A 5,619-nucleotide genomic window follows, 5' to 3' on the forward strand; every position below is an offset into this window, starting at 1 on the left:
CCCCCGCGCTCGCCGATTCGCCCGCTCCGGCCGAGACGCCCGCCGTCGGCGAACCGGCCGCCCCGCAGCCCGCCCCGCTGCCGCCGGGCCTGAGCACCAGCGCAGGCTGGCTGCCGCCGATCAATTTCAATGTCAACCTGGCCGGATTCGACTTCAAGCACACCGATCTGACGCCGGAGTGGACCACCTACGACGCGGGCAACTGGTACGTCAGCCCCGACCTGCCGATCTGGACGCTGGGCTGGCTGGCCGATCTGAAGCTGGGCGATCCGAACGGCGCGGACGCGGAGATGACGCTGTACCTCAAGGACGGCACCCAGGAGGTGGTCCCGCTGCACTCCAACCTGACCGTCTGGAACTACCTGTCGAAGCATCCGGGCCGCGACTACGCCATGGTGTGCCATCGCGCCATGCGGCCCGGGGACGCCGGTCAGCGCACCTGTTTCCGCTTCGTCAACTGACCCACCGACAACAGAGGTATCCCACCGATGCGTACCCCCGGCCGCCTGCGCGGCCTGACAGCGTTGACCGCCGTGGCGGTCACGACCTCGAGTTGCCTCGTCGCCGCCGGTCTCGCGAGTGCCGAAACACTCGGGCGCACCGAGCAAGTCGTCGAGAACTGGGGCGGCATCGAGGTCCGCGAGATCACGCTGGACAGTCCGATGCTGCCGTCCACGGGCCCGCACCCCGCGGAATGCGACAAGATCAGCTACCTGCGCTACCGGCTCACCGACGGGCCCGAAGATCCCGAACAAGCCGACGCCGTGCTGGTCATGCAGCCCGGGGCGACCGGCAGCGCGTACTCGATGGATCGGGTGGCGCGAAACACGCTGCACCGCTTGGCCGGAACGGGCAAGAAGGCGGAGTGGTGGTCGCTCGCGCGGCGCGGGGTCTGCCAGCAGGACAACACCGGCATCGACGCGGCACGGGCGGCCGGTGACTACCGGCTGGCTCTCGACTACTACTACAACGGCAAGAAGATCGACGGGAAGACGTTCCCGGGCTGGCGCGGCCTGTGGGGCGACAAGATGGGCGCGGACTTCGGCGTCGCGCAGACCTCGCAGGACGAGTACGAGTTGTTGACCCGCGAACTGCCGGATCAGAGCTTCCGGCAGACGAAGACATTATGCGGCGGGCATTCCCAGGGCGGGCTGCTCACCGGGCTGTTCGCCGCGACCGACTTCACCGGGAATCGGGAGGACGCGGGCTTCAACCAGTGCGCCGGATTCGTGGCGCTGGACACTCTGGTCACCGCTGACCCGGTGGGGTTGAAGGTCGATCCGCTGTTCAGCAAGATCAGTGAATTGGGATTGGCTCTGCCGGAGGCGATTTCGACGGCGCTACTGAAGTTCGGGCTCGCCCCGGCGGACAATGCCCTGATCCCGATCTTCAACCCGCAGACGTTCAACGCGTTGTCGATTCTGGGGCTGGCCGCGCAGTTCGAGCCCGACGCCGAATCCGATGTGCTGAAGCGCCTTCCGGTGACTTGGGGGCTCGACAGCACCTTCCGAGTGGGCGGGGCGAGCACCTGGGCCGACGCCCTCACCGGTGCTAACAGTCTGCGCGACTTCCGCTTCACCAATCAGGCGGCGTTCGGGCAGATGATCGGCAAGAACGGCATGAGCATCGGCCTGGATCAGGTGAGCCTCGGCGCGCTGGCGGGCGGACCGGTGCAAGAGAAGACCTTCCCGATACCGGATGGCCCGCAGCGCATTCCGATCATCGGGCTGGGCGTGGGCGGCACAATCGGCCACGAGAAGCGGGTGGGCCCGGTCGATCCCAACGCGCTCTACACCTGGGATGACTACCGGCACACCCCCACCACCTACTACACCGATCCGTCGAAGGAAGTCGTCGATATCGCCGACTTCGCCCGAATGGTCAGCGGGCCATTGGGATTCACCGAATGGTATTTCCCGACCCGGGTGCTGTACGACACGTTCCTGGCCCTGGGCGGCAGCCGCACCGGCTCGTTGTCGAACATCAAGTACAACGCCGAGGTCATGCAGAAGCCGATGATCACCATCAACGGCAGCGACAGCGTCGTGCACGACTTCCTCGACGCACAGGACCTCGCGGCCTCGATCATCCCGACCGCACCGCACTTCCAGCGCGTGATCGTGCCCGGGTACACCCACATCGACACCCTCGCCGGGGCCGAGACACAGAACGACGGCAGTCCGGACCCGGTCGGCGTGGCCATCGCCGATTTCACCGCCCGCACCGTCGGCTGAGGCCGCGAATCCTCTCGCCGGGGCCGCTATTCGCTCGGCGAGGCCGTATCCAACTCTCTCTCGAAGGAATCGCCGTGAACGTCAAACCCGATGTCGCGGCTCGACTCGACGCCTCGCTGGACTGGCGGGGCGCTCGCGCCGAGCTCACCCCTGATCTCGGGCGGTTCCGCAGCACGCACACGTTCACCTGGCTGGCATCCCGCGCCGGGGGCGGGATCGGCGGCGGTGGACGGGTCAAGCTGCTCGAGGTGATGGGATTGAGCGGGGCGCTGGCGTGGTGCTACGCCCCGCTCGGTCTGCGGGTCGTACTGCGCAGCAAGCTTTCTCGCGTGGACTGCGAGCTGGCCACCCTGCGCACGGCCTGGAATGCCCGGGCCCGCTACGAATGGCATCACCACGTGTACGCCTCGCGCTTCAGCGGACTCTCGTTGGAAACCGTGGAACGCGTCACCCACGGCCCCGATGCACCCGGCTGGACTCCAGAACAGCGGCTGCTACTGCGGGCCGTCGACGAGCTGTGCGCCGATCGGATGATCAGCGAACCCACCAGTGCCGCACTGTCCCAATATCTTTCGCCCGCGCAACTCGTCGACCTGTGCATGCTGGTCGGCCACTATGACATGCTCGCCATGCTGCTCATGACCTTCGGCATCGAACCCGAGCCGGGCACCTGGCGGCGCGGCCCACTGCGCTGGCTGCGCGACGCGCCCACCGGCGACGGCATCGCCCCCTCCTGGCTGCCCGCCTTCAACCGCCGCGTCACCAACCGCCTGGCCCGTCTCTACGCCGGAAAACTCCCGCCCTACAGCCTGATCCACCACCGTGGCCGGAAATCCGGAACCTCGTTCACCACGCCCGTCGTAGCCCATTACGACGACTCCCTCTTGATCGTCCCCCTCCCCTACGGCACCAACGCCGACTGGGTCCGAAACATCCTCGCCGCGGACGGGGGCTCCGCCACCTACCGCCGTCGCACGCTCGTCTTCAAGAACCCACGGCTTGTGGACGCCGCGGGCGCAACCGATCTCCCACCCCGCACGCGCCGCTATACCCGGCTGGTCCAGATCCTGGTGGCAGACCTCGAGGCCCGCTGAATTTTCTCGAATTACCTTGCTATACTGGACATTTCGGGTTCCCAGCGCTCTTCGGCAGCGGTAGAATTAGTACATGCATTCGAAGGGGGATTCACTCGACAACAGCGGCATCACCGCACTGGTGACCGCGGTGCAGGACTTCTCGAACTCCGTCCACGGCAACGGCCTTATCGAATTGAGCGACACCGATTTGGTGGAAGCGTTGCGCTTGCTGGAAACCTGCAAGCGTCAACTCTCCGCGCTGGATTCAGCTTTCGTCATCGCGATCGCCGAGCGTGGGCTGCCCCAATCCACCGGTGCTGGTTCGCCGAAGGAGTTTCTGCGCCAGACATTGGGCTTGTCGCGTTACGACGCGGCCGGGCGCGTGAAGATCGCCGAGGTGTGTGGCGAGTTTCTCGCCATCGACGGCACGCAGCGCCCTGTCGGCTTGTCCGCCACCGCGGAAGCCTATGAGTCCGGTGCTATTTCGCGTGATCATGTCCGCAACGTCGTCGACGTCATGAACCATCTCCCCGCCGATATCGCCCCGGAGGCGTACGCGGAGATCGAGCAACAGCTCGTCGAGCACTGCGTGACCGGCTGGCCGGATGACCTGCCCAAGATGGGCCGCGAAATCCTCGCTCGTCTGGACCCGGAAGGCACGGTCATCTCCGATGCCGACCGCCGCCGTCGTCGCGGCATCACCCTGGGCCGTGCCGGAGTCGACGGAATGTCCAAGGTGGAGGGTTGGCTGACGCCGGAACTGCGTGCCTACCTGGATGCGTTCTTGGCCAAGTACGCCCGCCCGGGCATGTGCAACATCGACGAACTGGAGCCGCTTGCCCTGTCGGAGAAGACATTCGACACCAAGACGCTCGAGGAGGCGGCCCGTCACGATCGTCGCGATGCCGGTCAGCGCACCCACGACGCCCTGTTCGCGCTGCTGCAGCCCGTTGCCGCCGTCGACACCCACACCACCGCGACCGAGTCCACCGATTCGGCCGATGCTGCCGAGGTGAGCGAATCCGCCTCCCCAGCGGCCGGTTTCGGTCAGCACCGTGGCCTCAAGACCCAGGTCATCCTCACCATGAGCCTCGCTGATCTCGAGCGCGGTGCGGGCCTGGCCTCCACCGCCACCGGCGGGCACGTCTCCATCAATGAAGCGTTGAAGATGGCCGCGGGCACCCGCCCCGTCCTGGCTGTGCTTGACCCGCACGGCATCCCGCTGTTCCTGGGCCGCGGCAAGCGCCTCGCGTCTCCCGGCCAGCGTCTCGCCCTGATCGCGCGCGACAAGGGCTGCACGCGCCCGGGTTGTGATGCGCCCGCGTCGATGTGCGCGGTGCACCACATCACCGACTGGGCCGACGGTGGCCCGACCGATCTGGCGAATCTTGCTTTGGCGTGCGATCACTGCCACGCGCTGGTCAACGACAGTGCGGACGGTTGGAAGACGGTGGTCATGGGGCAGGATTCGGAGTTCGCGGGCCGCTGTGGGTGGATCGCCCCGAAGCGTCTTGATCCGAGCGGCACGGCGCGGGTGAACGAGCGTCATCACGTCGCCGAGCAGATCGCCACTAGCACCGCCGCAAGCTGCCGGAAGTGGGGATCACGGGCAGCATGAAACCCGGACCGCTCATCAGTCCCGGGTGTGCGCAGGGCAAACGACGAAGTGTGGGCACGTCGCCTGCCCTACCGGACCTGGGCTGACGCCGGGTCGGGAGCCGCCACCCGCCAATCCCGGCCCACGGACTGCACGCATCACCTTCTCGAGACAAAGACCCAAAGACCCAAAGATCCGGATTCTCGCGCTGTCTCGAGGCTCTTTGACAAATCCACAGGGACGATGAACTTCGCGGATGGTGAGGTGGCTGGGACCGCCGGTGGGCGAGCCCACCCCAGCCACCTTCTCACTCCTCCTCCAGGCATCTTTTATCTTTTCCGCTTTTATCTTTTCCGCCCTTGGCTTTTCAGGTTCTGGGTTCGGCGGGGTAGATGTGGGCCATGGCGGCCTCGGTCATGGCACAGATGGTGAGGCTGGGGTTGACACCGACATTGGCGGGGACTGCCGAGCCGTCGCACACCAGGAGATTGGTGTAGCCGAAGACCCGGTGGTGGCGGTCGATTACGCCCTGGGAGGCGTCTCGGCCGATTACCGCGCCACCGAGGAAGTGAGCGGTCATGGGAGCAGAGCCGAGCGTTTCACCAAGGGAGGCCAAGGGACGGCCGTTCATACGCCGGGCAGCGAGGGTGGATACCTGGCGGGCGATGTCCACGGCCGAGATACCGGAGGGAGATGTACCGGCGGATTCGGT

Annotated in this window: 5 protein-coding genes; 4 read left to right on the forward strand and 1 reads right to left on the reverse strand. The window is 66.4% G+C overall.

What is annotated here, in order from left to right; translation table 11 throughout:
• The 4 genes from ACWELQ_RS36475 to ACWELQ_RS36490 form a co-directional block, all read left to right on the forward strand.
• Nucleotides 1-461 (forward strand): hypothetical protein (locus ACWELQ_RS36475; RefSeq protein ID WP_452401575.1); only part of this gene is annotated, 461 nt, incomplete at its 5' end.
• 27 nt (nt 462-488) lie between these two features.
• The gene (locus ACWELQ_RS36480; protein ID WP_452401576.1) at nt 489-2,234 is read left to right on the forward strand and encodes a hypothetical protein; all 1,746 of its coding nucleotides are present in this window, start codon (nt 489-491) and stop codon (nt 2,232-2,234) included.
• A gap of 74 nt (nt 2,235-2,308) precedes the next feature.
• The gene (locus ACWELQ_RS36485; RefSeq protein WP_452401577.1) at nt 2,309-3,328 is read left to right on the forward strand and encodes a nitroreductase family deazaflavin-dependent oxidoreductase; all 1,020 of its coding nucleotides are present in this window, start codon (nt 2,309-2,311) and stop codon (nt 3,326-3,328) included.
• 73 nt (nt 3,329-3,401) lie between these two features.
• Complete coding sequence (locus tag ACWELQ_RS36490; RefSeq protein WP_452401578.1) at nt 3,402-4,928, forward strand: DUF222 domain-containing protein; 1,527 nt, start codon at nt 3,402-3,404, stop codon at nt 4,926-4,928.
• Nucleotides 4,929-5,274: 346 nt separating this feature from the next.
• Here the strand turns inward: ACWELQ_RS36490 and ACWELQ_RS36495 are convergent.
• The coding region (locus ACWELQ_RS36495) for a GMC oxidoreductase (protein WP_452401579.1) at nt 5,275-5,619 on the reverse strand (345 nt) is incomplete at its 5' end.

The sequence above is a fragment of the Nocardia sp. NPDC004722 genome (assembly GCF_053601505.1).